Origin of the sequence: Paraburkholderia sp. SARCC-3016 (genome assembly GCF_031119615.1) — a bacterium.
Lineage (GTDB): Bacteria > Pseudomonadota > Gammaproteobacteria > Burkholderiales > Burkholderiaceae > Paraburkholderia.
In genome coordinates this window covers 82122-109084 of the sequence record NZ_JAVHZD010000030.1, presented here as the reverse complement: position 1 = coordinate 109084, position 26963 = coordinate 82122, and the positions used below count along the sequence as shown (strand labels likewise).

Annotated in this window: 21 protein-coding genes and 3 pseudogenes; 15 read left to right on the top strand and 9 right to left on the bottom strand. The window is 63.5% G+C overall.

Features of this window, described 5'->3' with window-relative positions; translation table 11 throughout:
• Positions 1-294 precede the first annotated feature (294 nt).
• Positions 295-1560, bottom strand: coding sequence for an SGNH/GDSL hydrolase family protein (locus tag QYH69_RS26990; protein WP_308834777.1), 1266 nt, complete (start codon positions 1558-1560; stop codon positions 295-297).
• A gap of 253 nt (positions 1561-1813) precedes the next feature.
• Here QYH69_RS26990 and paaA point away from each other — a divergent pair, with 253 nt between their 5' ends.
• The 7 genes from paaA (at position 1814) to QYH69_RS26955 (ending at position 7388) form a co-directional block, all read left to right on the top strand.
• On the top strand, positions 1814-2824 hold the full coding sequence (gene paaA / locus QYH69_RS26985) for a 1,2-phenylacetyl-CoA epoxidase subunit PaaA (RefSeq protein WP_308834776.1): 1011 nt from the start codon (positions 1814-1816) through the stop codon (positions 2822-2824).
• A gap of 64 nt (positions 2825-2888) precedes the next feature.
• Entirely contained in the window at positions 2889-3173 is a 285-nt protein-coding gene (gene paaB / locus QYH69_RS26980; RefSeq protein ID WP_075158366.1) for a 1,2-phenylacetyl-CoA epoxidase subunit PaaB, read from the top strand.
• Positions 3174-3194: 21 nt separating this feature from the next.
• Positions 3195-3998 carry a 1,2-phenylacetyl-CoA epoxidase subunit PaaC gene (gene paaC / locus QYH69_RS26975; RefSeq protein WP_308834775.1) on the top strand — a complete coding sequence of 268 codons (804 nt, stop codon included), beginning with the start codon at positions 3195-3197 and terminating at the stop codon, positions 3996-3998.
• 29 nt (positions 3999-4027) lie between these two features.
• The gene (paaD, locus tag QYH69_RS26970) at positions 4028-4651 is read left to right on the top strand and encodes a 1,2-phenylacetyl-CoA epoxidase subunit PaaD (protein WP_308834774.1); all 624 of its coding nucleotides are present in this window, start codon (positions 4028-4030) and stop codon (positions 4649-4651) included.
• Between the two features lie 27 nt (positions 4652-4678).
• Positions 4679-5773 (top strand): 1,2-phenylacetyl-CoA epoxidase subunit PaaE, encoded by a 1095-nt coding sequence (gene paaE / locus QYH69_RS26965; protein ID WP_308834773.1) that lies wholly within the window; start codon positions 4679-4681, stop codon positions 5771-5773.
• 112 nt (positions 5774-5885) lie between these two features.
• Entirely contained in the window at positions 5886-6491 is a 606-nt protein-coding gene (locus QYH69_RS26960; RefSeq protein WP_308834772.1) for a TetR/AcrR family transcriptional regulator, read from the top strand.
• Positions 6492-6719: 228 nt separating this feature from the next.
• Complete coding sequence (locus tag QYH69_RS26955; RefSeq protein WP_308834771.1) at positions 6720-7388, top strand: GNAT family protein; 669 nt, start codon at positions 6720-6722, stop codon at positions 7386-7388.
• An 87-nt stretch (positions 7389-7475) separates the two neighbouring features.
• On the opposite strand, the gene QYH69_RS26950 is transcribed toward QYH69_RS26955, so the two are convergent.
• A complete protein-coding gene (locus tag QYH69_RS26950) occupies positions 7476-7997 on the bottom strand; it encodes an Lrp/AsnC family transcriptional regulator (RefSeq protein WP_308834770.1) in 522 nt (173 codons plus the stop codon).
• 159 nt (positions 7998-8156) lie between these two features.
• On the opposite strand from QYH69_RS26950, the gene hppD reads away from it, so the two are divergent.
• Positions 8157-9266, top strand: coding sequence for a 4-hydroxyphenylpyruvate dioxygenase (hppD, locus tag QYH69_RS26945; protein ID WP_308834769.1), 1110 nt, complete (start codon positions 8157-8159; stop codon positions 9264-9266).
• A gap of 94 nt (positions 9267-9360) precedes the next feature.
• On the opposite strand, the gene QYH69_RS26940 is transcribed toward hppD, so the two are convergent.
• Positions 9361-9573 carry a hypothetical protein gene (locus QYH69_RS26940; protein ID WP_308834768.1) on the bottom strand — a complete coding sequence of 71 codons (213 nt, stop codon included), beginning with the start codon at positions 9571-9573 and terminating at the stop codon, positions 9361-9363.
• A 366-nt stretch (positions 9574-9939) separates the two neighbouring features.
• Here QYH69_RS26940 and QYH69_RS26935 point away from each other — a divergent pair, with 366 nt between their 5' ends.
• Both QYH69_RS26935 and QYH69_RS26930 read left to right on the top strand, forming a co-directional pair.
• The gene (locus QYH69_RS26935; RefSeq protein WP_308834767.1) at positions 9940-13578 is read left to right on the top strand and encodes an indolepyruvate ferredoxin oxidoreductase family protein; all 3639 of its coding nucleotides are present in this window, start codon (positions 9940-9942) and stop codon (positions 13576-13578) included.
• Between the two features lie 16 nt (positions 13579-13594).
• Positions 13595-13933, top strand: a complete 339-nt coding sequence (locus QYH69_RS26930) for a monooxygenase family protein (protein ID WP_308834766.1) — start codon at positions 13595-13597, stop codon at positions 13931-13933.
• Positions 13934-14080: 147 nt separating this feature from the next.
• Here QYH69_RS26930 and QYH69_RS36145 read toward each other — a convergent pair.
• The 3 genes and pseudogenes from QYH69_RS36145 to QYH69_RS26920 form a co-directional block, all read right to left on the bottom strand.
• Positions 14081-15421 (bottom strand): annotated as a pseudogene (locus QYH69_RS36145) (phosphate acyltransferase); the annotation flags it as partial.
• A gap of 78 nt (positions 15422-15499) precedes the next feature.
• Positions 15500-16376, bottom strand: a pseudogene (locus QYH69_RS36140) (malic enzyme-like NAD(P)-binding protein); the annotation flags it as partial.
• Between the two features lie 251 nt (positions 16377-16627).
• Positions 16628-17851 (bottom strand): MFS transporter, encoded by a 1224-nt coding sequence (locus QYH69_RS26920; RefSeq protein ID WP_308834765.1) that lies wholly within the window; start codon positions 17849-17851, stop codon positions 16628-16630.
• A 328-nt stretch (positions 17852-18179) separates the two neighbouring features.
• Between QYH69_RS26920 and QYH69_RS26915 the strand changes: the two genes are divergently transcribed.
• On the top strand, positions 18180-18866 hold the full coding sequence (locus QYH69_RS26915; protein ID WP_308834764.1) for an orotate phosphoribosyltransferase: 687 nt from the start codon (positions 18180-18182) through the stop codon (positions 18864-18866).
• Positions 18867-19001: 135 nt separating this feature from the next.
• Here QYH69_RS26915 and ltrA read toward each other — a convergent pair.
• Positions 19002-20370: pseudogene (ltrA, locus tag QYH69_RS26910) on the bottom strand (group II intron reverse transcriptase/maturase).
• A 489-nt stretch (positions 20371-20859) separates the two neighbouring features.
• The gene (locus QYH69_RS26905; protein ID WP_308834763.1) at positions 20860-21591 is read right to left on the bottom strand and encodes a response regulator; all 732 of its coding nucleotides are present in this window, start codon (positions 21589-21591) and stop codon (positions 20860-20862) included.
• 306 nt (positions 21592-21897) lie between these two features.
• Here QYH69_RS26905 and QYH69_RS26900 point away from each other — a divergent pair, with 306 nt between their 5' ends.
• Complete coding sequence (locus QYH69_RS26900) at positions 21898-22554, top strand: YbhB/YbcL family Raf kinase inhibitor-like protein (protein WP_374992506.1); 657 nt, start codon at positions 21898-21900, stop codon at positions 22552-22554.
• A gap of 158 nt (positions 22555-22712) precedes the next feature.
• On the top strand, positions 22713-23660 hold the full coding sequence (argC, locus tag QYH69_RS26895) for an N-acetyl-gamma-glutamyl-phosphate reductase (RefSeq protein WP_308834762.1): 948 nt from the start codon (positions 22713-22715) through the stop codon (positions 23658-23660).
• A 450-nt stretch (positions 23661-24110) separates the two neighbouring features.
• On the opposite strand, the gene QYH69_RS26890 is transcribed toward argC, so the two are convergent.
• Positions 24111-24980, bottom strand: a complete 870-nt coding sequence (locus QYH69_RS26890; RefSeq protein WP_308834761.1) for an NAD(P)-dependent oxidoreductase — start codon at positions 24978-24980, stop codon at positions 24111-24113.
• Between the two features lie 117 nt (positions 24981-25097).
• On the opposite strand from QYH69_RS26890, the gene QYH69_RS26885 reads away from it, so the two are divergent.
• Positions 25098-25847: a Mut7-C RNAse domain-containing protein gene (locus tag QYH69_RS26885; protein ID WP_308834760.1), complete on the top strand. Its 750-nt coding sequence runs from the start codon at positions 25098-25100 to the stop codon at positions 25845-25847.
• A gap of 67 nt (positions 25848-25914) precedes the next feature.
• Positions 25915-26889, top strand: a complete 975-nt coding sequence (locus QYH69_RS26880) for a DMT family transporter (RefSeq protein WP_308834759.1) — start codon at positions 25915-25917, stop codon at positions 26887-26889.
• The last annotated feature ends 74 nt before the right edge of the window (positions 26890-26963 follow it).

The window sequence follows — 26963 nt, the reverse complement described above, 5'->3', positions numbered from 1 at the left end:
TCCGGCGCATTCCGCTGAACCGCCACCGCCCTTCTTCGTGTCCGCCGCTCGCTGCAGCAGAGAAGCGAGATTATGCAACCTATCTCCCGCTTCGTCAACATCTATTTCGCTCACGCTTAAAACTGCCTTGAACTTCCGGTACCGCCGACTACCGCCGCAGACCTCCGCAACGACACCGACAACACCCTCACTCGTGAACGAAGACGCGAATATTAGGCGACCCAACGCCATATGACAAGTGAATGACGCAGAATATTTCTCGCGTCGTCCCTGGCGCCCTCCGACGCCTTGAAATCACCGCGTGGCGCCCGTCAGCAACTGCAGCGGAATAGCATCCGCCATCGCTGCATAACCGGCGTCGTTCGGATGAATGTGATCGCCGCTATCGAATGCTCGCCGCAGTTGCGACGGATACGCCGGGTCGCGCAGCGCCGCGTCGAAATCGACGACGCCGTCATACGCGCGGCCGGTTCTGATCCATTGGTTCACCGCCAGCCGCGTGCTCTCCCGCTGCGACGGCAGCGACGCCGGCGTCAGCGTCGCCCCGATCACGCGAACACCGCGCGCGTGCGCGGCGGCAATCACCCGCCGATACCCTTCGATCAGGCTCGCGGCCGTCACCTGGGTGTGCGGCGTATCGCAGTCGAGCCCCGCGTGCGGCGGCATTGACGCAAAGTTGATGTCGTTGATGCCGATCAGCAGAATCGCCGTCCGCACGCCGGGTTGCTCGAGCACATCGCGGTGAAAGCGTGACTGCAGCGCATCGCCATAACAAGGCGAATCGCTTAGCAGCCTGTTCCCGCTGACTCCGAGGTTGAGCACCGCGATCGACCGGTCGCCGGCTTGCGACAGTCTGCGGGCAAGAGCATCCGGCCAGCGACGATTCGCATTGAGACTCGAGCGCATCCCATCGGTGATCGAATCGCCGACCGCCGCGACGGCAACCGTCGCCGACGCAGACCTTTCAACCATCAAACCGGTGATCCACGCGTACTGCGTAAAGCGCTGCCGGTAGGCGTCCGCAGAGGCCTCCTGCACGTGATTGCCGGGCAACGACACATAGTTCACCTGGCTCGAAACCCGGTGCCACGCGGTCATCGACTGCCCGGCTCCCATATAGGTGCTGATGGCATACGCGGCACCCGCCACCACCTCGGCGTGCACCGCGTCGCTGTCCAGCGCGCCGCCGGGCGGTACGGTCACCGCGCGCTTGCCGCCAAACGTCACACGAACCGCATCGCCTTGCGTTCTTGCTCCCGCCCCCGCCCGCGCAACGCTCATCTCCTCGATCACGAGCGGCGCTTTTCCGTATGCGTTATCGACACGTACGCGCACCGCGCTGCCCGACAGCGTGGGATAAACGATCTGCCGCACGGTGCGGCCTGCCACGTCCGGCGCGCGGTAGAGCGCCGGCAAGTCCGCGCCTTGCGGAATGGACTGGGGCGCCGTAGCCCATGCGGTGGTCCACTGACCAGGCGCTTCGGCTGCAAAGGGGGCGGCCGGCGCCGCAAACAGAAGTACCGCGCTGCAAACGGCGGCGGCTAGCGAGCGAACGAGCATCGTGATCAGATCGGCGGAAAAATGAAGCGCACATTGTGCACGATCGATGGGCTCATGCTCAGCGGTTTCGCATCCCCGCCTCGCGCAGGACGCACGTAGCCACCGAGACAGTCACCACGCGATCCAGCCTCGTTCCAAACATCTACTAACCGACCGGTCGGTTGGTTTATACTACACGACAACGCAACAGATCGCAGACCTGACCCGAGCGCGTCGAAGAAAACCCGCCCCACGCATTCAGCGAGCGCCAGCCATGTACACGCAATCTCTGGACATCCAGAGCCACGCATCACCGCCAGATTCTCCGGAGAACACCGGCGCAATGTCGCCGGAACGGCAACGCTTCGACGCCGTGATCGCCGCCGACGGAAAAATCGAGCCGCAGGACTGGATGCCCGACGCGTACCGCAAGACGCTCGTGCGCCAGATTTCGCAGCATGCGCACTCGGAGATTGTCGGCATGCTGCCCGAAGGCAACTGGATCTCGCGCGCGCCGAGCCTGAAGCGCAAGGCGATCCTGCTCGCGAAGGTGCAGGACGAAGCCGGTCACGGGCTCTATCTCTACAGTGCGTGCGAAACACTCGGCGTCTCGCGCGATCAGCTGATCGAGGCGCTGCACGCCGGCAAGGCCAGGTACTCGAGCATTTTCAACTACCCGACGCCGGATTGGGCGGACGTCGGCGTGATCGGCTGGCTCGTCGACGGCGCCGCGATCATGAACCAGATTCCGCTGTGCCGCTGCACATACGGCCCCTATGCGCGCGCGATGATCCGCATCTGCAAGGAAGAGTCGTTCCATCAGCGCCAGGGTTTCGATGCGCTACTCACGATGATGAAGGGCACCGCCGCGCAGCGGCGTCTCGTGCAGCAGGCGGTCGACCGCTGGTGGTGGCCGGTGCTGATGATGTTCGGCCCGAACGACAAGGATTCGGTACACAGCAACCAGTCCGCGCAATGGGGCATCAAGCGGATCACGAACGACGACCTGCGGCAGAAATTCGTCGATGCGACCGTCGAGCAGGCAAAGGTACTCGGCGTCACGCTGCCGGACGACCAGCTGAAGTGGAACGAAGGGCGCGGCCATTACGACTTCGGTGCGATCGACTGGGAAGAATTCTGGCGCGTCGTCAATGGCGACGGCCCGTGCAATCGCGAGCGCCTCGCGACACGCGCGAAGGCGCACGACGACGGCGCATGGGTACGTGAAGCCGCGCTCGCGCATGCGGAAAAGCAGCGCCGCCGCGCACAGCAGGAGGCCGCGTGAGCCGCCGCGGTCAGACCAACCGCGCCTCATAGCTGGCAGCCCGATCAAAGCAAGGAGATCGACCGTGAACAAGGAATGGCCAATCTGGGAAGTCTTCGTGCGCAGCAAGCAGGGCCTCGACCACAAGCATTGCGGCAGCCTGCACGCAGCGGACGCGTCGATGGCGCTGCGCATGGCGCGCGACGTCTACACGCGCCGTCAGGAAGGCGTGAGCATCTGGGTCGTGCCGTCGTCGGCGATCACGGCTTCGGCGCCGGAAGAAAAGGGCGAGCTGTTCGAGCCGGCGGCCGACAAGATCTATCGCCACCCGACGTTCTTCACGTTGCCCGACGAAGTCAACCACATGTAAGCGCAAAGCCGGACCGACGATATGACCGCCACGCCCCATCACCTTGCCTACGTGCTGCGCCTTGCCGACACCGCGTTGATTCTCGGCCAACGCAATGCCGAGTGGTGCGGGCACGGTCCCGTGCTCGAGGAAGACATCGCGCTGGCGAACATGAGCCTCGATCTGATCGGTCAGGCGCGCCTGCTCTACACGCACGCGGCATCGCTCGATGCGATGCTCACCGGCCAACGCCGCACCGAAGACGACTACGCGTACTTCCGCGGCGAGCACGAATTCGCGAACTACACGCTCGCCGAACTGCCGCACTACGGACCGCTCGCCGGCAGCGCACGCGCGGACAGGGACTACGCCGTAACGATCGTGCGCAACTTTCTCCATTCGACATTGATGGCGCACCTGTGGAGCGCGCTGACGCGCTCGTGCGACGAGCAACTGGCGGCAATCGCCGCGAAGTCGGTCAAGGAAGCGCGTTACCACGTGCACCACGCGCGCGAGTGGCTGATCCGTTTCGGCGACGGCACCGACGAATCGCATCGCCGCGCGCAAGCGGCACTCGACTACCTGATGCCGTACACGCGCGAATTTTTCAGCACCGATGCGATCGAGCAATCGATCGCGGCGGCCGGCATCGGACCGAAGACGGCCGATCTCGAAGCCGCGTGGTGCGACGACGTACGCGCCGCGCTCGACGAAGCGACGCTCACGCTACCCGAGCCCGTCAGGAATGCGAGCGCGGGCAAGCATGGCGAGCACTCGGAACACATGGGCTATCTGCTCGCGGAAATGCAGAGCGTTGCGCGGCAGCATCCAGGCGCGACCTGGTAATCGCCGATCGCGCCAAACGGAGCACCTCGATGACGACGACACCCGCCCTGCGCCACCACGACAACAAAGACGATGACGAAGGCGTCGCCCGCGCATGGACAGTACTCGAGGCAGTACCGGATCCCGAGATCCCGGTCGTCTCGATCCGGGAACTGGGGATTTTGCGCGCCGTGCGCCGCGCGTGCGACGGCGCGCTCGAAGTCGTCGTCACGCCGACCTACTCGGGCTGCCCGGCGATGTGGCAGATCGCCGAAGACATTGGCCATACGCTCGACGCTGCACGCCTCACGCCGTATCGAATCGAGACCGTGCTCGCGCCCGCCTGGACGACCGACTGGATCGACGCCGACGCGCGAGAAAAACTGCGTGCCTACGGCATTGCGCCGCCGATAGGCCAAAGCGCGGCTGTAGGAGACAACAACGCCACCGCGCACGCGCGTGCAGACGAAAAGGTTATCCGCTTCGCGCCGCGCGAGGCCGCGGCATCAGCCGCAACGAGCGCATCACCCGCACGAACGGCACCAACCCCGCCCTGTCCCCACTGCGGGTCCCCACACACCGAACGCCTCGCGCAATTCGGCTCGACTGCATGCAAGGCGCTGTACCGCTGCGTCGATTGCCGCGAGCCGTTCGACTACTTCAAACCCTACTAACCTGCTTAAAGCGATTAACCGACCGATATGGCGAGCCCCACTCCGCAATTCCACGCGCTGCGCATTCGCGAAGTCCGTCCGGAAACCGCCGACGCGGTCTCGGTCGCGTTCGAGGTGCCGCCGGAGCTGCGCGATCAATACCGCTTTACGCAGGGGCAGTTCGTGACGCTGAAGGCCCATATCGACGGCGAGGAAACGCGCCGCTCGTATTCGATCTGCGTCGGCGTCACCGACTACGACAGGCACGGCGAACTGCGTATCGGCATCAAGCGCGTGCGCGGCGGCCGCTTCTCGAACTTCGCGTTCGACACGCTGAAGGCCGGCCACACAGTCGACGTGATGACGCCCGACGGCCGCTTCTTCACCCATCTGAACGCGGCACAAGGCCAGCGATATGTCGCGTTCGCCGGCGGCTCCGGTATCACGCCGGTCCTCGCGATCATCAAGACGACGCTCGAAATCGAGCCGCGCAGCACGTTCACGCTGATCTACGGCAACCGCAGCGTCGACTCGATCATGTTCGCCGAAGAGCTCGAGGACCTGAAGAACCGCTTCATGAACCGCTTCGCGCTGTATCACGTGCTGTCGGACGATCTGCAGGACGTCGAGCTTTTCAACGGCGTGCTCGACGAGCGCAAATGCGCGGCGTTTCTCGAGACGCTCGTGCCCGCCGCAACCATCGACGAAGCATTCATTTGCGGCCCGGCGCCGATGATGGACGCCGCCGAAGCGGCGTTAAAAGCGGCCGGACTCGCGTCGCAGAAAGTCCACGTCGAACGCTTCGGTTCGCCGCTGCCTCAAGCAGGCGTGCCGCCCGCCGAGATCACTGACGACACGCCGGCTGCCGATCTCGAGATCGTGCTCGACGGCAAGCGCCGCAAGCTGCGCCTGCCGTATGACGGCTTGAGCCTGCTCGACGTCGGCTTGCGCGCCGGACTCGCGCTGCCCTATGCGTGCAAGGGCGGCGTCTGCTGCACGTGCCGCGCGAAGGTGCTCGAGGGCGAAGTGAAAATGGACCGGAATTACACGCTCGAAGCGCATGAGATTCGCGACGGCTTCGTGCTGACCTGCCAGTGCCATCCGGTGACGGGAAAAGTGGTCGTCAGTTACGACGAACGATAAGCGGAAAACCGCTCCGCGCAGTCGCGATCCGCTTACACTAAGGCCGCCCGCGCGCGGCCACCCGATTCCCGCGCACGAGCGGCCCTTTTCAGCTTTCGAGAAAACAAGAACCATGGCCCGCACCCGAGCCCCCGACCACGAAACGCAACGCGATCAGATTCTCGAACTTGCCGCCGAAAAATTCGCGCAGACCAGTTACCCGAGCACGTCGATGTCCGATCTCGCGGCCGCGAGCGGCACCTCGAAAGCGCGCCTTTACCATTACTACGAGAGCAAGGAGGCGATCCTGTTCGACCTGCTCGATCGCTACACGAAGCGGCTGATGCTGATCATCGCCGAGGTCGAAGGCTCGAGCCAGCGGCGCGGGCTCACCGAGCGCGAGACGTTCGCGGAGCTGATCCGCGCGTTCCTCGCCGAATACGAGACGTCGCATAGCCGGCATGTCGCGCTGCTCAATGACGTGAAATACCTCGACGAAGCGCAACGCGACGTGATCCTGAACCGCCAGCGCGATGTCGTTGCCGCGTTCGCGCGCCAGCTTGCGCGCGCCTACCCCGAGCGCGTCGCGCGCGAAAACCAGACCGCACTGACGATGATGGTGTTCGGCATGATCAACTGGACCTTCACGTGGCTGAAGCCGGGCGGCCGGATGGGCTACCGCGAGTTTGCGGAGCAGGTTGTCGATATGGTCGATCACGGGCTTTCCACAATGAAATAATTTTGCAGAGCAACATGCGACGTGGCTATTTCGCCACGCAAAGCAGATGGCAATGCGAGCCCTCACTAACTCTCAACACCCCGAAAATCAAGGATTTATACGGACAGGCGAACCTTCGAACGAGTCAGACATGTCTGAAATACGGGTTTTCCCTAGTGACGAATGTAGCTTTCAGTTAAAATCACTGCTGCGGCGCATCATGCCGTCAGATGAATAGGAGAACCCGCCATGAGCAAGACGACTGCCCAAGCAAAAGAGCCGATCACGCTGCCCGATCGCGTGTCGAGCGCGGCCGGCCTTGCGCCAGTGCTGGTTCGTGAACTGAGTTCGAAAGACCGCGAACGCCTGCTCGCCCACTTCCTGAGCCTGGACGAAGACGACCGCCTGCTGCGCTTCGGCCAGCTCGTGCCGGATCACGTCGTCGAGAACTACGTTCGCACGCTCGACTTCGACCGCGACAGGGTATTCGGCGTGTTTAACCGCGAACTCGCGCTCGCCGGTGTCGCGCACCTCGCGTATCTGCCGTCGGAAGCGGGCGAACGCACGGCCGAACTTGGCGTATCGGTACTCGAGAGCGCGCGCGGCCAGGGTATCGGCACGAAGCTTTTCGAACGCGCGGCGACCCGCAGCCGCAACACGCACGTCACCACGCTCTATATGCACTGCCTGTCGCGCAACAGGACCATGATGCATATCGCCAGGAAGGCCGGCATGCGGATCGAGCGCGCATACGGCGAAGCCGACGCGTATCTGACGCTCGCACCGGCCGATCAGTCCAGCATTCTGAAAGAAATGCTCGAAGAGCAGGCGGCCGCGTTCGACTACGCGCTGAAGCGCCAGGCCCAGCAGACTTCAACCCTGCTCGAATCGCTGTTGCCGGCGGAACTCGTGGCCTGATGGCCTGATTTTCCGCTTGAACCCTGCTTGAACCCCGCTTGAACGCGCTTGAGCCCGCCTGAATTCGTTCGAACCCGGGTCCCGGCTTCACCTGATCGGCAGCGCCGTCGTTTCCTTGAACGTCTCGAGCGAAAAACTCGACTTCACATCGACGACGGACGGGTGATGCAGCAGCACGTCCTGCACGAAGTGCGAGAAGTGCGCCATATCCGCAACCTGCACGCGCAGCAGGTAATCCATCTCACCGGTCATCGCATGGCACGCCACCACCTCGGGCCACGTCTGCACAGCCGCGCGAAACAGCTCCGCATGCGTGCTGCCCGCGTGTGCGTGCGTGGCGTCGCCACGCGCGCCGCCGCCCGTCGGCGTCCCGCGCTTTTCGAGCCGCACGTTGACGAACGCGAGCAGATGAAGCCCAAGCTGCTGCGCGTCGAGCAGCGCGACATAGCCGCGAATGACGCCGCTTTCCTCGAGCCGCCGAATGCGCCGCAAACACGGGCTCGGCGACAGATTGACCCGTTCCGCGATCTCCTGGTTCGACAGTCTCCCGTCCTCCTGAAGAATCGCGAGAATACGCCGGTCGATCGCATCGAGTTCTGTTGCAGCCATTTTCTGCCGTCCTGGCGCGCATATGCGCCATTAAATAGCCAAAATGTAGCCAGTCACGATTAACTTCGCAAGCTTTCACCCGCGCGACGCCGATAGACTCGCTTCATGGCGTCCGCGCGCCGGACGGCCAGACGCATCGCATTCCGGATGGAGACTTGCATGAAACTACAAACGTGGGACAACCCCGTCGGCACCGACGGTTTCGAGTTCATCGAATACGCGGCCCCGGACCCGAAGGCGCTCGGCAGAGTATTCGAGCAGATGGGCTTTGCGGCGATCGCGCGCCACCGGCACAAAAACGTCACGCTGTACCGGCAGGGCGATATCAACTTCATCATCAACGCGGAGCCCGATTCGTTCGCGCAACGCTTCGCGCGGCTGCACGGTCCGTCGATCTGCGCGATCGCGTTTCGCGTACAGGATGCGGCGCATGCGTATCGCCGCGCGCTCGAACTCGGCGCATGGGGTTTCGACAACAAGACCGGGCCGATGGAGCTGACCATTCCGGCCATCAAAGGCGTCGGCGATTCGCTGATCTACTTCGTCGACCGCTGGCGCGGCAAGAACGGCGCGAAGCCGGGCAGCATCGGCGATATCGGCATCTACGACGTCGACTTCGAGCCGATCCCGGGCGCGGACCCGAGCGTCGCCAACCGGCCTGCCGGCCATGGCCTCACCTATATCGATCACCTGACCCACAACGTGCACCGCGGCCGCATGCGCGAATGGGCCGAGTTCTACGAGCGCCTCTTCAACTTCCGCGAAATCCGCTACTTCGATATCGAAGGCAAGGTCACCGGCGTGAAGTCGAAAGCGATGACATCGCCATGCGGCAAGATCCGCATTCCGATCAACGAGGAAGGTTCGGAAAACGCCGGCCAGATTCAGGAGTATCTCGACGCGTATCACGGCGAAGGCATCCAGCACATCGCGCTCGGCACCAACGACATTTACCGCACTGTCGACGGCATGCGCGCATCGAACATTGCGCTGCTCGACACGGTCGATACCTACTACGAACTGGTCGAGCGACGCATACCGAACCACGGCGAACCGCTCGATGAACTACGCAAACGGAAGATCCTGATCGACGGCGCGCATGACGACCTGCTACTGCAGATCTTCACGGAAAACCAGATCGGGCCGATCTTCTTCGAGATCATCCAGCGCAAGGGAAACCAGGGTTTTGGCGAAGGCAACTTCAAGGCGTTGTTCGAATCGATCGAACTCGATCAGATCCGACGCGGCGTGGTGAAAGACAACGCCTGAATCGGAGGGCGGGGGCGAAGTGCGGGACGAACCGGCGAATCAACGAGGCATGACGTAAAGCTGAACGACAAGGCGAATGACGCAACGAACGGCGTCATTCGCCTGATGGTACGCGCAGTGAAATACTGGTCGAAGTGCCGTCGGGATGTGCGTCCGCTGATGTGCGCGTGACGGTTTGCACCGTTCGAACGATGCCGTTCGAGCCCGTGTTCGATGCGGATTGTGCGCTATTCGCGCGCACCGGTGCGTTGATTGCGAAAAATGCTGCAGAGACCATCAGGAAGGTCTGAACGTGCTTGCTGTTCATGCTTGCTCCTGTTCCGATTGCCCGCGCTGCGAAGCTCCACCCGATGTGGAACGTTGCCGGAAAGCGCAGGTGGGGTGTTAGACAAGCGTTCGACGGTCGGTTCCTGCCGCCGGAGGCTTTTACAGCTTGTTACACCAACGCACGGCGCGTCATACCGGAGGCCGTACGTGCGTCATCGAAGATGGGGTTCGAAGCGCGCGGTGACAGCGCCCGTGTTGCAATGCGGCGGGTTTTTCCGGGTGCTACCATCGGTGAAAAACCGTCATGATGGCGGCCAGGCCATGACGGCCGTGCCAACGCATTCACGAGATGCCGAGGCGCCATGCAGTTTTTGGTGATCCCAAAGTCGCTGGAGGAGTACACATAATGAATGCCCCACTGGACGCAGGTCAGCGAGCCTCGCTCGAAGCCGCGTTATCGTCGGTCACGCTCGACGACAAATACACGCTCGAACGCGGTCGCGCGTATATGAGCGGCATCCAGGCGCTCGTGCGGCTGCCGATGCTGCAGCAGGAGCGCGACAAGGCTGCCGGGCTCGATACGGCCGGCTTTATCTCCGGCTATCGCGGCTCGCCGCTCGGCGGCCTCGACCTCTCGCTGTGGAAGGCGAAAAAGCACCTCGCGGCGCATCAGATCGTATTTCAACCGGGCGTCAACGAAGACCTCGCCGCCACGGCGGTCTGGGGCTCGCAACAGGTCAACCTGTACCCGAGCGCGAAACACGACGGCGTGTTTTCGATGTGGTACGGCAAAGGTCCCGGCGTCGACCGTTCGGCCGACGTCTTCAAGCACGGCAACTCGGCCGGCTCGTCGCGCCATGGCGGCGTGCTGGTGCTGGCGGGCGACGACCACGCGGCCAAATCGTCGACGCTCGCGCATCAGTCCGAGCACATCTTCAAGGCTTGCGGGCTGCCCGTGCTGTTCCCGTCGAACGTGCAGGAATATCTCGACTTCGGCCTGCACGGCTGGGCGATGAGCCGCTATTCGGGTCTCTGGGTCGCGATGAAGTGCGTGACCGACGTCGTCGAATCGTCGGCCTCGGTCGACATCGATCCGCACCGCACGCAGATCATTCTGCCGACCGACTTCGCGATGCCCGAAGGCGGACTCAATATCCGCTGGCCCGATCCGCCGCTCGTGCAGGAAGCGCGGCTGCTCGACTACAAGTGGTACGCGGGTCTTGCCTATGTACGCGCGAACAGACTCGATCGCATCGAGATCGACTCGCCGCATGCGCGCTTCGGCATCATCACCGGCGGCAAGGCGTATCTCGACGTGCGCCAGGCGCTGTGCGATCTCGGTCTCGACGATGAAACCTGCGCACGCATCGGCATCCGGCTCTATAAGGTCGGCTGCGTCTGGCCGCTCGAAGCGCAAGGCGCGCATGCGTTCGCGCGCGGCCTCGAAGAGATTCTCGTCGTCGAAGAGAAGCGCCAGATTCTCGAATACGCGATCAAGGAAGAGCTGTACAACTGGCCCGATGCGCAGCGTCCGCGCGTGTTCGGCAAATTCGACGAGAAAGACGGCGCCGGCGGCGAATGGTCGGTGCCGATGGGCAACTGGCTGCTGCCCGCGCATTACGAGTTATCGCCGGCGATCATCGCGAAGGCGATTTCCACGCGACTCGACAAGTTCGATCTGCCGTCCGATGTGCGCGCGCGCATCGCGGCCCGCATCGCCGTGATCGACGCGAAGGAAAAAGCGCTCGCGCGGCCGCGCGTCGAAGTCGAGCGCAAGCCGTGGTTCTGCTCGGGCTGCCCGCACAACACGTCGACGAATGTGCCCGAAGGTTCGCGCGCAATGGCCGGCATCGGCTGTCACTACATGACCGTGTGGATGGACCGCAGCACCAGCACGTTCAGCCAGATGGGCGGCGAAGGCGTCGCGTGGATCGGCCAGGCGCCGTTCACGAACGACAAGCACGTGTTCGCGAATCTCGGCGACGGCACCTACTTCCACTCGGGGCTGATCGCGATTCGCGCGGCGATCGCGTCGAAGGCGAACATCACGTACAAGATTCTGTACAACGATGCGGTGGCGATGACGGGCGGCCAGCCTGTCGACGGCACGCTGACGGTGCCGCAAATCACGCATCAGCTCGCCGCCGAAGGCGCGAAGCGCATCGTGATCGTCACCGACGAGCCCGACAAGTACACGCCGAAGGTCGGCCTCGCGCCCGGCATCACCGTGCATCACCGCGATCAGCTCGACGACGTGCAGCGCGAGCTGCGCGAGATCGAAGGCACGACGATCCTGATCTACGACCAGACCTGCGCGACCGAGAAGCGCCGCCGCCGCAAACGCGGCGCGTATCCGGACCCGGCGAAGCGCGTCGTGATCAACGAAGCCGTGTGCGAAGGCTGCGGCGACTGCTCGGTGCAGTCGAACTGTCTGTCGGTCGAGCCGCTCGAGACCGAGTACGGCACGAAGCGGCAGATCAACCAGTCGACCTGCAACAAGGACTATTCCTGCCTGAAGGGCTTCTGCCCGAGCTTCGTCACCGTCGAAGGCGGTCAATTGCGCAAGCCTGCCGCAACCGGCGTCGCAGCCGATACGATGCCGCCGGTTCCGGAGCCTGACGTGCCCGCCATCGCCCAGCCGTACGGCGTGCTCATCACGGGTGTCGGCGGTACCGGCGTCGTCACGATCGGCGCCTTGCTCGGTATGGCTGCGCACCTCGAAAGCAAGGGCGTAACGGTGCTCGATGTGACCGGCCTCGCGCAAAAAGGCGGCGCGGTGATGAGCCACGTGCAGATCGCGAACCGGCCCGACGATATCCACGCGACGCGTATTGCAATGGGCGAAGCAGACCTCGTGATCGGCTGCGACGCGATCGTGACCGCCAGCGACGAGTGCGTATCGCGGATGCAAAACGGCCGCACGCATGTCGTGCTCAACAGCGCTCCGACGCCGACCGCCGCATTCATCAAGAACCCGAACTGGAGCTTCCCCGGTGCCAGCACCGACGCCGATGTGCGCGCGGCGGCCGGCAGCGACAACGTGTCCGCCGTCGACGCGAACCGTTTCGCGGTGTCGCTGCTCGGCGATGCGATCTATACGAACCCGTTCGTGCTTGGCTACGCGTGGCAGCACGGCTGGCTGCCGCTGACGCACGAGTCGCTGCGCCGTGCGATCGAGCTGAACGCGGTGCAGGTCGACAAGAATCTTGCCGCGTTCGAATGGGGCCGGCGCGCCGCGCACGACCTCGCCGCGGTGCGCGCGCTGGCGGGATTGCAGGGCCGCACGCCCGACACCGACACGGCCGGCAGCAAGATCGTGTCGCTGCATACGCCGAAGGCGCTCGACACGTTGATCGACAAGCGCGTCAAGTATCTGGCCGCGTATCAGAACGACGCTTATGCGGCGCGCTACAAGAAGCTTGTCGACGAAGTGCGCGCGGTCGAGACGGCGCTCGATGCGTCGCATATGTCGCATACGTCAGATACGCAGCTTGCGCTGACCGAAGCCGTCGCGAAGAATCTGCACAAGCTGATGGCATACAAAGACGAGTACGAGGTCGCACGCCTCTATACAGACCCGGTGTTTATCGAGAAGCTGAAGGCAAACTTCGAAGGCGACTGGAAGCTCAAATTTCATCTCGCTCCGCCCGCGCTTTCGAAGAAGGACGCGCACGGTCATCTCGTGAAGAAGCAGTTCGGTCCGTGGATGCTCAGCGCAATGCGCGTGCTCGCGAAGATGCGCTTTCTGCGCGGCACGGCGCTCGATATATTCGGCAAAACGGAAGAGCGCCGCACCGAACGCGCGTTGATCGTCGAGTACGAGGCGCTCGTGCGCGAACTGATCGCCGGGCTCAATCAGAGCGCGTCGGCTGCTGTCCCGGCAGAACGGCGTGCGCTCGCGATCGAACTCGCAAACCTGCCCGATGGCATCCGCGGCTATGGGCACGTGAAGGAAAACAACCTCGAAGGCGTGCGGTCGAAATGGTCGCAGCTGCTCGCGAAATGGCGTGCGCCCGCGGGAGGCTGGACCCGGCACGTGGCCTGACCGATGCATCGCCGCCGTGCGTGCTGCAACGGCGGCGAACATCATATGCCTCGCGCCCGGCCCGGCGCCCGGTTCGCTGCTGCTCCAGTACTGGGAGTCAAAGGAAAAACTGCTCGACTACGCCATCAATGCGTTCGCGGAACACATCCCGGCGTGGAAAGCGTTCAATCGCGCCGGCGACACAAGCAGTGAATTCGGCATATGGCATGAGACGTATCTGGTCACGCCCGGTCACTACGAAGCGATTTACGTCAACATGCCGCCGTTCGGTTTGGGCAAGGCGGGGAAACTACATCCTGCGCACGGCAAGCGCGCCACCGCGAAAGACAGGCTCGACATCGGTCACGGTGTCTGAGTCGACTCGAGCGACGGCCTGACCGCAAGCCGGCCGCTCGACACAAAAAAGGGCGCCTCGATCCGTTCGAGACGCCCTTTTCGATTCGCGAGGCACGCGTCGGCGGGCTCTACCGCAGATCGCCGACGCAGCCCCCGCGCGCGCCGCCTACTTCGCAGCCGCAGCGGCCGCCGCCTGCCGCACCGCGACGTTCGCCGAGGCCACCGCCGTCATGTTGATAATGCGCCGCACGGTGGCGGCCGGCGTCAGGATATGGACCTGCTTCTCGGCGCCAAGCAGGAACGGCCCGACCGTCACGCCATCGCCGCCGATCATCTTCAGCAGGTTATACGTGATGTTCGCCGCTTCGACGTTCGGCATGATCAGCAGGTTCGCTTCGCCCGCGAGCGTCGTGCCGGGGAATGCCGCCTTGCGCACCGCCTCGGAGAGCGCCGCGTCGCCGTGCATTTCGCCGTCGATTTCGAGGTCCGGCGCACGCGCCGATATCAGCTTGCGCGCCGCCGCCATCCGCTGCGACGACGACGAAGGCGAACTGCCGAAGTTCGAGCTCGACAGCAGCGCCACCTTCGGCGCGATGCCGAACTTCTCGATCTCGCTTGCCGCGAGCAGCGTCATGTCGGCGAGCTCTTCCGCGCTCGGGCATTCATTGACATACGTGTCGCAGATAAACAGATTGCGGCCCGGCAGCATCAGCAGGTTCATTGCCGCGAAGTTGCGCACGTTCTCGGCCTTGCCAAGCACCTGGTCGATAAACTTCAGATGCGTGTGGTACTGGTCGATCATCCCGCAGATCATCCCGTCCGCATCGCCGAGGCGCACGAGAATCGCACCGATCAGCGTATTGAACTTGCGCATCGCGGCCTTCGCGACTTCGGGCGTCACCCCCTCCCGCGCGCCGATCTCGTGATATTCCTGCCAGCACTTCTGGTAGCGCGGGTCGTCTTCCGGATTGACGATTTCGAAGTCTTCGCCGCATTTCAGCTTCGAGCCCATCTTCTTGAGCCGCATTTCGACGACCGCCGGACGCCCGATGATGATCGGCCGCGCGATCTTCTCGAGCAGCACGAACTGCGCGGCGCGCAGCACGCGCTCGTCCTCGCCTTCCGCGAACACGATACGCGCCGCCGGCTGCGACTTCGCGGCGGCAAACACCGGTCGCATCACGAGGCCCGTGCGATAGACGGTCGCGCCGAGTTCTTCGCGATACGCGTCCATATCCTTGATCGGACGCGTGGCGACGCCCGACTCCATCGCAGCCTGCGCGACGGCCGGCGCGATCTTGATGATGAGACGCGGATCGAACGGCTTCGGAATCAGATAGTCGGGACCGAACTCGAGCGAGTGCCCTTCGTACGCCTTCGCGACTTCGTCGCCCTGGTCCGTTTCTTCGGCCAGTTCGGCGATCGCGCGCACGCATGCGAGCTTCATTTCCTCGGTGATCGTCGTCGCGCCGACGTCGAGCGCACCGCGGAAGATGAACGGGAAAAGTCGGATCGTAGCCATGTCGTTCTGTGAGCCAAGGAGTTGGTAGAATGTTTTGTCTTCCTAAGACCGCTTGGCCTCCGACTTGGATCTCGGGCTCCGGGTTCGCGAGCGCGAGAATCAGCGGCTGCGTGCCCATGTCCTTCACCATTTCCGGCTTCAGCACGCCGGCGCTCGAGCAGCCGAGGAACACGTCCGCGCCCTTGATCGCATCGGCGAGCGTGCGCGCATCGGTATGCGCGGCATAGCGCGCCTTCGACGGATCGAGATTGTCGCGGCCTTCGTAGATCACGCCCTTCGAGTCGGTGACAAGAACGTTCTGTTTCGCGAGCCCAAGGTTCACGAGCAGATCGAGACACGCGATCGCCGCGGCGCCCGCGCCCGAGCACACGAGCTTCACGCTCGCGAGATCCTTGCCGACCACCTTCAGACCATTGAGAATCGCCGCCGACGCAATGATCGCCGTGCCGTGCTGATCGTCGTGGAAGACCGGGATCTTCATGCGCTCGCGCAGCTTCTTTTCGATGTAGAAGCATTCGGGCGCCTTGATGTCTTCGAGGTTGATGCCGCCCAGGGTCGGCTCGAGCATCGCGATCGCCTCGACGAGCTTGTCGGGATCGGATTCGTTGAGCTCGATATCGAACACGTCGATGCCGGCGAACTTCTTGAACAGACACCCCTTGCCTTCCATCACCGGCTTGGCGGCGAGCGGCCCGATATTGCCGAGACCGAGCACCGCGGTGCCGTTCGTGACGACGCCGACCAGATTGCCGCGCGACGTGTACTTCTGCGCATCGAGCGGCTCGCCGTGAATGGCCATGCAAGCGGCCGCGACACCGGGCGAATATGCGAGCGACAGATCGAGCTGGTTCGACAGCGGCTTGGTCGGCGTAACCGAAATCTTGCCTGGGCGGGGATTCTGGTGATATGCGAGAGCGCTTTGCTTCAGTTGTTCGTCCATGTTTTGACCTGCGAGACGTTAGGAATTCGAACCCGTTCGCTCAGATTCAGGCAACCGGCAGCGGGCATGAAGAGAGGGGCGGTGCGAGCGTGAACCGGCCAGTCGCGAGCGATTTGGGGTCGGCTAGTGTACCGCTTACGAATGAAGACCCGGCACGAACCGGTGGAGCAACAACAGATAGCATCGCGAAAGATCGGGCCGCTTGTCACGCTGCAATGCGATACGGACGCAACCGATCGCGTCCGGCACTGTCATTCAAGCGGGGCACCGCGGCGCTCGGGGATCAGCAGCAAGGTCGCGACGATGTCGAGCAGATAGATCGACGCCAGCAGTGCAAGCGCCGCGCCGAACGAGTAACGCGCCGCGAGCGAGCCGACGGCGACCGGCCCGAATCCGCCGACCGCGCGGCCGAAATTGAAGAGCACGTTCTGTGCGGTCGCGCGCGCGTCGGTTGGATAGAGCTCCGAAATCAGTGCGCCATAGCCGCCGATCATGCCGTTGACGAACAGGCCCATCACCGCGCCGCCGACGAGCAGCGCAGACGGCGTGCCGAGGTGCGCGTAGACGAACACCATCAGCACCGCGCCCGCCTGATAGAACAGAAACGCCGGCCTGCGCCCGAAGCGGTCCGCGGCGACGCCGAACAGCCAGATGCCGGCGGCCATGCCGAGCACCGTCACCGAGGTCCACAAACCTGAGCGCGTCAACGAATAGCCGAACGTTTTCGTCAGATAGGTGGGCAGCCAGATCATGAGGCCGTAATAACCGAAGTTCTGCACCGAACAGAGAATCGCGACACCGATGCTCGTGCGTATTGCATGAGCATCGGCCACGAGCAGCTTGAGCGGCGGCTTGCGCATGCCGCGCGCGGCCCGTTCGCTGAAAAGCGCCGGTTCTTCGACACGCCGCCGCACGAAAAACGACAGGACCGCCGGCAGCAGCCCGATGGCGAACATGCCGCGCCAGCCGACGAGAGGCAACAGAAGCGGCGTGAGCAACGCAGCCGCGAGCACGCCGGTTTGCCAGCCGAGCCCGACATACGACGACACGCGCGCACGCTGCGCGGCGGGCCATGCTTCGGCGACCAGTGTCATGCCGATGCCGAATTCGCCGCCGAGTCCGATGCCGGCAATCGTCCGGTACACGAGCAGGTCCGCATACCCCTGCGCGAGCGCGCACAAGCCGGTAAATACGGCGAACAGCAGGATCGTCCACGTGAGCATCCGCACGCGGCCGAAGTAGTCGCTCAACACGCCGAAGATCAGGCCGCCCGCGACCGCGCCGATCAGCGTCCACGTGACGAGCGCGCCCGCCTGCGCCGACGACAGATGCAACTCGGCCGCAATGGCCGGCAACATGAAACCGAGGATCAGCAGGTCGAAACCGTCCATCGCGTAGCCGAGCGCGGACGCGATCAGCGCTCGCGCGGGGTAGCCGGAGCCGGAGCCGGCGGTGTCGGAAGGGGCAAGATTCATTGGGGCGTGGGTAAGGCGTGTTTGTGCGCCGGTCGCGAAAGCCGCGTGAGTGTAATAGCCATGCGGGCACGCCACAAGCGTGGACAAAAACGTCTGCACTGGCCGCCGCAACAGGGCCACAGGCGCCCGCAGGTCTCGTCGGCCGGGTCCGAATCGGGTAAAATCGCGGGCTACGCGCAGCAGCCCGGATCGCCGCTGTTTCGCCGCAGTTCGGCCCGCAGAGGCTTCGCAGTCATCGCGACGCGTGTAAGCATCGCGCCGTCCCTCCCGCTTGGTTACGTCACAATTTACGTGCACGCGTAGCGTGCACCACACCGAAGGACCGCCCATGACAGGCTTCGATCGCCAGACGATCTCCGACACGACCGCCCGAATGCTGCTCGAAGTTCAGGCCGTGCATTTCAACGCTGAGAAACCCTATATCTTCACGTCCGGCTGGGCGAGCCCGGTGTACATCGACTGCCGCAAGCTGATTTCGTATCCGCGCCTGCGCCGCGGCCTGATGGAAATGGCTGAATCGACCATTTTGCGCGACGTCGGCTACGAGCAGATCGATGCGGTGGCGGGCGGCGAAACCGCCGGTATTCCGTTCGCCGCGTGGATCGCGGATCGCCTGATGGTGCCGATGCAATACGTGCGCAAAAAGCCGAAGGGCTTTGGCCGCAACGCGCAGATCGAGGGCTTGCTCACCGAAGGCCAACGCGTCCTGCTCGTCGAAGACCTGACCACGGATAGCCGCAGCAAGCTCAACTTCATCAATGCGCTGCGCACCGCGGGCGCGACGGTGAACCACTGCTTCGTCGTGTTCCACTACAACATCTTCAAGGAAAGCGTGTCGGTGCTCAAAGACATCGACGTCGATCTGCACGCGCTCGCAACGTGGTGGGATGTGCTGCGCGTCGCCAAAAATTCCGGCTACTTCGAATCGAAGACGCTCGACGAAGTCGAAAAGTTTCTGCATGCGCCGGCTGAGTGGTCGGCCGCGCATGGCGGGGCGACAGCGGCACCGCAGTAAGTCGGCACGATTAGCCGACGCATTAGGTCGAATATCGCCGCGCGAGGCGATCGGCATAGGGGACGGCCATAAGGCCGTACCCCTGCCACACCACCCGGCATGCGGGTCCGCACCGGGCGGTTCGGGAAGTTGAGGTTATGAGAGGCGGGGTAGACCCAGCCGATCGAACCATGCGATGGTGAACACATGATTCAGATGCCGGGCGCCGCTGTTACGCCACCAGCAGCGGCTGTTGGCCGCCACCTGTTGCGCCACGCCCGGTACCGCACCCAACGCGAGAGGTTCGCGGTACATCGTCGTGCCACGCTTCCACTGCTTAAGCTGTATGGCACGCAACCGGTGACGCAACCATTCGTCCAGCACTCGCCAGACGCGCGGTGTCTGCGCCAGCCGGTAGTACGCCTTCAGCCCAGCAGATACGCACGTAACCGCTGCACCACGTCCTGCATGCTGCGCCCGCCCGAGCGGCCCGTCAGTTCCCGGATACGTTGCCTGAACGTCTTCAGTGGCTTTGCCGCCACCTTGCGTTTGACCACGCCCCCTGGGCTACCCAGAAGCTGTAGCCCAGAAACTTGCGTCCGAACACGCTGGCCACCGCGCTTTTGGCCTCGTTGACCTTCAGCCGCAGCCCTCCATACAACCGGCGCAATAGCGCCATCACCCGCTCGCCCGCCCGGCGGCTACGAACGTACACATTCGCATCGTCGGCGTAGCGCACGAAGCAATGACCTCGTCGCTCCAGTTCCTGGTCCACCTCGTCGAGCAGCACGTTGGCCAGCAGCGGCGAGAGCGGTCCGCCTTGCGGCGTGCCCTCGCTGCGCTCCAGCGCCACGCCATCGCTCATGATCCCGCTGTTCAGATACGCCCGGACCAGCCGGATTACACCGGCATCGCCGATACGTCTCTTCAGGCGTTCGATGAGGATGTCGTGATTGACCCGGTCGAAGAATTTCTCGAGATCAACGTCCACCACGATCCGCCGTCCCGACTGCACGTACGATTGCGCGGCTAACACCGCATCGTGCGCACGCCGCCCAGGCCGGAAGCCGTAGCTGTGCTCGCTGAAGGTGGGGTCCAGAACCGGTTGCAGTACCTGCAGCAGCGCCTGCTGGATCAGCCGGTCCGTTACCGTCGGGATACCGAGCTCGCGCTCGCCTCCGTCCGGTTTCGGGATCGTCACCCGCCGCACCGGCATCGGCCGGTACTTCCCCGACAACAGTTGCTCACGTATCGCTGCCCACGCGTGCACCAGGTGACGCACGCTCTGGTCTATATCCAGACCATCCACACCCGCAGCACCCTTGTTCGCCCGCACCCGTTTGAGCGCCTGTTGCAGGTTCTCTCTCGTCAGCGCTGCTTCCAGCAGCGCTGACCCTGTGTCCCCGTTCTCATGCCGCGGGCACCCGGCTTCGTCGCTGGCAGCTACCTGCACGGCTTCACCGCGCATCCTTCCCGCCCGCTCCACCTGCGTGGACTTCTGACGCCTGGCCTTATGCATCGACATGTCGCTGGACACTCCTTTCCGTTTAGCCCTTCATCACCAGCCTCAACCTCACCGGTCTGTCCTGTGACTACTATGGCCTCTGCTGACTTCTCGCTCCGGTTCACCACCGTCGCCCTTTCAGGCATGAGGCGAGATCTCGCCAGGCAAGAACGCAATCCATCACCGCACAACCGCCGCATCTACGTCGCCTGATCCTTGACCACGAGAGCTTCGCAGTTCTTTGCCTGCTCGCCCTGATCGGCTCCGCCTTCTATACGGTTCTTGTCCATCGGCTCGCGGTTTCGCTCCGCGCTTCCTCCCCACGATCGGTCGCCCTCCCGCAGTTGCGCTTCGCTTCATTCGCTGTGGTCAACTCATGGTGGGACTTGCACCCACAAGATTGCGCCCATGCTGGGCGCACAAAGAAAAGCCGCACATCGTCGTCACACGATGTGCGGCTTTTTTGCTTTGCTAACGCGCTGTCGCCGACGCAGCACGCGTCGACGACCGTCATGGTTCGTCGGCCGCTCCCGCTGCGCCCGCCTCGCCTGGCTTGCCTGCCTCGCCCGCCTCGCCGGGGGCGTAGGACGACAGATTCATCAAGCCGTTGCTCTGCGCATACTGGAACAACTCCGAGTCGCGCTCGAGACCGAGCTTGCGCATTGCCGTGTTCTTCTGCGTGCTGATCGTCTTAATGCTGCGACTGAGCTGCTCAGAAATTTCCTTGATCGTCATGCCCGACACAAAGAGCCGCACGACCTCGAGCTCGCGTTTCGACAGAATCACTTCATCGTTTTTGCCGCCCGCGTTCATGCGCAAGGTTTCCAATGCTGCTTTCACGGACGGGCTCATGTATTCGATATTGCGCCCCACGTGCTGAACCGCGAGGCCGATATGACTGAGGTCGTCGGCCTTGTTGACGACCGAGATCACGCCGAGCTCGGAGAGGCGTTTCAATAACGCCGCATTTTCGAGCATGGTTAGTACGACGATCGGCAAGTCCGGAAAATTGCGCCGCAAGTAGCCGATCAGCGGCAAACCATCGCCGTATTGACCGCCCGGCATGGCGAGATCCGTCACGAGCACGTCGCATGGAACGGTCTGCAGCACTTTCACGAGTTCTGTCGATTGACGCGCACGCGCCACGACCTGAATGCCCGGGAATTTGAGCAACGCCTGCTCGGCGCCAAACAAAATCACCGGATGGTCGTCGGCCACGACGACCTTGATTGGATTTTGCATCGCGCTCCCTTCGCCTGATAACCCACGCTCCGAAACTTCCGTCATGCAACTATTCTTTAGTTCTAAATTTCTCGGGCCTGCTGTTACCCGCCAGCAGCGGGTGTCCGACTATAGCCGATTTCACCGGTCGCGGGCCGTCTCCATCAGGAACAACAGCGACAAAGAACAGCTGCGTACAGACGTAATGTTAGACTCGATTCGGCTTCACGGTACAAAACAGGGACAATATCATCGTGGTCACATGGCACCGGGGTAAGCGCTGCAGCCGTCCGCTCCATTGGGCCAGTCGCACAGGAGAATCGGCACATGCGCATGCGTTGCTCGAACGTTCGCCTTTCTGCGTTTCGATTCTTTGCAAACTTTCACGCATTTTTGTTTGCTGACTTGTTAATGGCCGTTGCGGCGAGTCTCGCGCCGACCGTCATGCCGTCCGCCGCGTACGCACAAGCGGCACAGGTCGCGCAAACCGCACAGCCCGCGCTCGCGTTCACCGTTTCGAGCACGAGCGTCAAATCGGGCGGCGCGGTCGGCCAGGCGCAAGTCTTCGACCAGGACGATTGCAAGGGCGGCAATCGATCGCCGCAATTGTCGTGGCGCGATGCGCCGGCCGGCACGCGCGGCTTCGCCATCACGATGTTTGACATCGATGCACCTGGCCGCGGCTGGTGGCATTGGGCCGTCGTCGGGATTCCGGCCAACGTCGACCGCGTGCCGGAAAACGCGAGCGCGTCCGGTTACCTCAACAAGATCGGCGCGGTCGAAGCGCGCAACGACTTCGACGTCGACGGCTATGGCGGACCATGCCCGCCGCCGGGCAAGCCACATCGCTATGTGATCACCGTCTACGCGCTCGACACGGCCGACCTGCGCTTCGGACCGGGCCGCCCCGCGCTGATGTTCGACCACGAAATCAATACGGCGACGATCGGTTTCGCCCGCATGACCGTCACGTACGGCCGTTGATGACAGCCGCGTGAACGCGACAGGCCTGCGCGACGTTTGCTTACACGTTTTTCCCGACGCGCCACGCACGCGGCGCCATCCGGTCTTAAAATGTCGGTCCGGCGCCGCAACACCGCAACAGTTTTCAAGGCGCTCCGGTTCACCCAAGCGAGATCGAGATGAGCACGAAAGTTTTTGTCGACGGACAGGAAGGCACGACCGGCCTGAAAATCTTCGAATATCTGTCGCAACGCGGCGACGTCGAAGTAATGCGCATCGATGAAGCGAAGCGCAAGGACCTCGACGAGCGCCGCCGCCTCATCAACGCGTCGGACGTCACGTTTCTGTGCCTGCCCGATGCCGCATCGCGCGAATCGGCGTCGCTCGTCGACAACGACCGTACGGTGCTGATCGACGCGAGCACCGCGTTTCGCACGCACGCCGACTGGGCGTACGGCCTGCCCGAACTGACCCGCGCGCAGCGCGAGCGCGTACGTCACGCGAAGCGCATTGCGGTGCCCGGCTGCCACGCATCGGCCTTCGTACTCGCGATGCGGCCGCTCGTCGAGGCCGGCGTCGTCGCGCCGGATCTCGCCGTGCACAGCTATTCGCTGACCGGCTACAGCGGCGGCGGCAAGAAGATGATTGCCGAGTACGAAGCGGGCGGTAACGCGAAGCTCGACAGCCCCCGTCCGTACGCGCTCGGTCTCACGCATAAGCATCTGCCGGAAATGGCCGCGCATACAGGCCTGAAATCGCCGCCGGTGTTCACGCCGATCGTCGGCAGCTTCTATAAGGGGCTCGCGGTTACGAGCTACTTTTCGCCGTCGCAACTGGCGAAGCGCGTGACGCCGCAAGACGTGCAAACGCTGTTCGCCGAGTACTACCAGGGCGAAGCGTTCGTGCGCGTCGCGCCGTTCAACGCCGACGCCAACCTCGACAGCGGGTTCTTCGACGTCCAGGCGAACAACGACACGAATCGCGTCGATCTGTTCGTGTTCGGCAACGACGAGCGTTTCGTCACGGTCGCGCGTCTCGACAATCTCGGCAAGGGTGCGTCGGGCGCGGCGATTCAATGCATGAACCTCGCCATCGGTGCTGATGAGGGAGCCGGGTTGAAACCTTGAGCGCGTGATTCGCACAGGCCGGATGCGTCGCGCATCGGCTTGTCTGGTTTGGGCAAAATTGAAGGCTGGCGATAATCGCCGGCCTTTTTCTTTTCTGGCGTTCGCGCATAGATTCGCGCATAGCGGCGCTTTTCCAGCCCAGCGGACCGGCTTGCTGCGGAAAATGGCAAAAGCGGGCAAAAAAAAGCCCGCCGAAGTGGCGGGCTGAATCCATATCAGAGGAGACATGGAGGAGACAGAAACCACTATAGCAAAAGCTTTGGTGCGACGCAACAACCGATGCAAACGATTGCTACTCTGTTGCGGATCAGCCACAGCAGTCGCAAAGCCCGCCTCACGCTGCTCGCACACCGCGTTTTTTGTGCTCTGCGTCATGCGCGAATCCTCGTTCGCATATGACGCAGATACGCGGCGATTCCCGCCGGCAAAGCGCACGCACCTCGACGCCTCCTACCGTCCCGCCCGGCGCGCAGCGACCTGCCCGAGCACCGCAAAATCCTTTTCGCCGTCCCCATGCGCCATCGCTTCGATCAGGCTGTCGCGCACGACGCTCGCGATCGGCAAAGGCGCATTCACCGATTCGGCCGCGGCGAGCACGAGCCGCACGTCTTTCATGCCGAGGCGCGCCTTGAAGAGCGCGGGCTCATAGCGCTGCTCGGCGATCATCTTGCCGTAGCCCTGATAGACGACGCCCTGAAACAGATTGCTCGTGATCACGTCGAGAAAATCCTGCATCCCGACGCCGTGGCCGGCCAGCATCGCCGACGCCTCGCCGAGCGACTCGATGGCCGATCCGATCAGAAAGTTCGTAGCAAGCTTCATCACATTCGCCTGCTGCGCGAGCGAACCGATGCGCCACGTTTTCTGGCCGACCGCGTCGAGCACCGGCTGCACGCGATCGATCGCTTCGGCGGGGCCGGCCGCGACGATTGTCAGCTTGCCGGCTGCGGCGACGTCCGGCCGCCCCATCACGGGCGCCGCGACGTAATTGAGGCCGCGTTGTGCATGCTCGTGCGCGAGTTCGCCGGCGAGCGTGACCGAGATCGTCGCCATGTTCACGTGGATCTGCCCGCGCGGCGCCTGTTCGAGCACACCTGCGTTGATCACTTCGCGCACGGCCGCGTCGTCGGCGAGCATCGAGAACACCGCGTCGCCAGTGAAGGCCTCGGCGACCGAACCGACGACTTGCGCACCCGCTTGCGCGAGGCGTTGCGCACGCTCGGGCGAGCGGTTCCAGACACGAACCTGGTGCCCGGCTTTCAGAATGTTTTCGACCATCGCGGCGCCCATCTCGCCGAGACCGATAAAACCGATGTCCATCTGTGGCTCCTCTTCGACAGAACCGGAAGTAAAGCACAAGCCAACGACCTGTGCAGATTCGTTTGGCAATTCGACGATGTGCCGACGGCGGCGCCGGGGCAAATGCGATACTGGCGCATGGTCACCGCGACTTTCCGCTTCTACGAGGAGCTCAACGACTTTCTGGCCCGGCCCCTGCGGCGGCAGTCGTTCAGCTGCGCCTGCGCACGCGATGCGACCGCGAAACACATGATCGAAGCACTCGGCGTGCCGCATACCGAAGTCGAGCTCATTCTGGTGAACGGAGAATCGGTCGGTTTCGATCATCCGTTGAAGGATGGCGACCGCGTCGCCGTCTATCCGAAATTCGAAGCACTCGATATCCGGCCGCTATTGCGCGTGCGCGAGCGGCCGCTGCGTGTGGTGCGCTTTATCGCCGACGCGCATCTGGGCGGTCTCGCGCAACTGCTGCGTCTCGCAGGTTTCGATACGCTTTACGACAACCACTACGAGGACGCACGCATCGAAGCGCTCGCGCTCGATGAAAACCGCACCGTGCTCACGCGCGACCGCGAACTGCTCAAGCGTCGCACGATCACGCACGGCTGCTATGTGCGCGCGCTCAAGCCCGAAGCGCAGCTGCGCGAAATCTTCAGACGCCTCGACCTCAACGGCAGCGCGCAACCGTTCCGTCTGTGCCTCACCTGCAATGCGCCGCTGCGCCGCATTTCAAAAGACGAAGCGGTGGGCCGCGCGCCCGACGGCGTGCTCGAGCGGCATTCGCAATTCGTCACCTGCGACGTGTGCCGGCGCGTGTTCTGGGAAGGTTCCCACTGGCAGCGGATGCGCGCGCTGATGGATAGCGTGACGCACAGCAAGACGACGTAGAGCGCGCGCGATTTTGCCGTTGCGCGGTCCGTTATCATGTGCGACTTGAATGTGAGAACCCGTCCGCTTGAAAACCACGACTCGACAACACCTGCGCGCGAACCTGCTGATGCTGGTCGCCGCGATGATCTGGGGCTCCGCCTTCGTGGCGCAACGCCTAAGCCTCGACACGATCGGGCCGTTTCTATTTACCGGATTGCGCTTTCTGCTTGGCGCCTGCGTCGTGCTGCTGCTCGCATGCCTGCGGCCATTGACGGCCGCCGGGAAGCCGCGCATCGAGGAACCCTTGCACGCGCGGGCGAGAGCGCCACTACCACTGCCCGCACACTTGCCGCTGATCCGCTTCACGCTGCTACGCGACGGTACGTGGCTCGGCCTGCTGCTCGCCGTGGCCATTTCGCTGCAGCAAATCGGTTTGCAATACACGAAGGTCGCGAATGCCGGTTTTATCAGTTCGCTATACGTCGTGATCGTGCCGCTGATGGGCGTCGTGCTGCGCCATCAGACGGCGCTCGGCACCTGGCTTGGCGCCGCGCTCGCAGCAGCCGGCATGTATTTCCTCAGCGTCGACGAGCACTTTTCGATGCTGTACGGCGATTGGTACCAACTCGCCGGCGCGCTCGTGATTTCCGCGCAGGTCGTGCTCGTCGGGCGCTTCGCGCGGCGGCACGATCCGCTCGTGCTCGCGCTCGTGCAGTTCGTTGCGTGCGGTGTGGTTTGCAGCGCGATTGCGCTTGCGTACGAGCCGGTTCGCGCCGCCGACATCGTGCGCGCGGCGCCGACCATTTTGTATGGCGGCGCGCTGTCGGTCGGCGTTGCGTACACGATTCAGGTCGTCGCGCAGAAACACGCAGCGCCCGCGCACGCGGCCGTCATCTTTAGCATGGAAGGCGTGTTTGCGGCGCTCGCCGGCTGGCTCGTGCTCGGCGAGACGCTGACAGCGCGCGCGGTGTTCGGCTGCGTGCTGATGTCGATCGGGCTGATCGTCTGCCAGGCGATGCCGATATGGCATGCGCGCAGGCGATCTGCGTCGGTGGGATAGGCGTCGCACACACCGCGGTACTGCGCTGCTCACCACCTTACTTGCCGCCTTACTTGCCACCTTACTTGCGCGTT